The sequence below is a fragment of the Frankia sp. KB5 genome, assembly GCF_002099325.1.
Lineage (GTDB): Bacteria > Actinomycetota > Actinomycetes > Frankiales > Frankiaceae > Frankia > Frankia casuarinae.
The window spans coordinates 1-1,193 of record NZ_MRUJ01000410.1; the positions used below are offsets into that span (position 1 = coordinate 1).

General features: G+C 71.8%; 1 protein-coding gene and 1 pseudogene. One reads left to right on the top strand and one right to left on the bottom strand.

What is annotated here, in order from left to right:
• The coding region (locus KBI5_RS24865; RefSeq protein ID WP_157902602.1) for an AAA family ATPase at positions 1-443 on the bottom strand (443 nt) is incomplete at its 3' end.
• A gap of 405 nt (positions 444-848) precedes the next feature.
• Here KBI5_RS24865 and KBI5_RS24870 point away from each other — a divergent pair.
• Positions 849-1,193, top strand: a pseudogene (locus KBI5_RS24870) (1-aminocyclopropane-1-carboxylate deaminase); the annotation flags it as partial.

Genomic DNA, 1,193 nt, shown 5'->3' on the forward strand with positions numbered 1-1,193 from the left:
GACGCGGCGAGTCCCAGCTGCGCGAGGTGGCCGAGGGTCGGCGGACAGTCGATCAGGGTGGCGTCGTAGTCGTCGTCGACGTCCTGCAACGCGCGTCGGAGTCGGCCGACGGCACCGACGGTGCCGGCCTCGCTGACTCTGTTGTCCAGATCGAACCTCGCGGGGATGACGTCGACCAGGCCGTCGTACGGGGCGGGCCAGCCGGTCGGCGCGATGGCGTCCGCGGCTACGCCGACCGCGCCGGACTGTACGACCTCGCTGGTCGTCGGCGCCGGATCATCCCGGTCGAACGGACGGGCCAGGCGCCGGCTCGCGTTTGCCTGCGGGTCGAGGTCGACGACCAGGACCCGCTTCCCCAGCTCGGCGAGCGCTGCGGCCAGGTTCACGGTCGCCGTCGTCTTGCCCGCTCCCCCCTTGTGGTTCGCGATCGTGATCCGCGCCATCGACGTCCTCACTCCCGAAGTGCCGCACTCACGGACTACGGGAGTACGGGAGTCCGGCACCACCGGAGTCCGGACATCACCCGCACCGTAACGGCGGCGGCGCCGCGACTCCACGGCCGAACACCTATCGCCCCGGCACTCCCGTACTCCGGAACTCCGGTAGTACGTGAGTACGGGGCCACCGGAGTTCGGCCTCATGACGCCCGTGCTCGGGCCGCGGCGATCGTCCGAGCAGCCTCGGCGCGGGCTGCTGCGCTGCGTTCGCGGGCGACGGCGGCCTCAGCCCGGCTCGGCCTCGCCGGCGGACGGGCCAGATCCGAAACCGCGGGACGGCGCCACGCCGCGGGGGAGGGCGTCATGGAGCGCCACCGGCACAGAGCCCGCCGGTAGGAGCACGCTGGAGACGTGGCACGAACATCGAAGGCGGACCTGACGCTGCCGACGCCGGTGGTCGAGCTCGCGCACGAGCAGTCGGGCACCGTGCGGCTGGTGGTGAAACGGGACGATCTGATCCACCCGGACGTGCCCGGGAACAAGTGGCGGAAGCTCGCCAGGAACCTGCCTGCTGCGGCTGCGCAGAACCACGACACGCTGCTGACGTTCGGGGGGGCCTTCTCGAACCACATCGCCGCGACGGCCGCAGCCGGCGAGCTCTTCGGCTTCTCGAGCATCGGGGTGATCCGGGGGGAGCAGCATCAGCCGCTGAATCCGGTGCTCGCTGGTGCGGTCGAGCGGGGGATGCGTCTGACC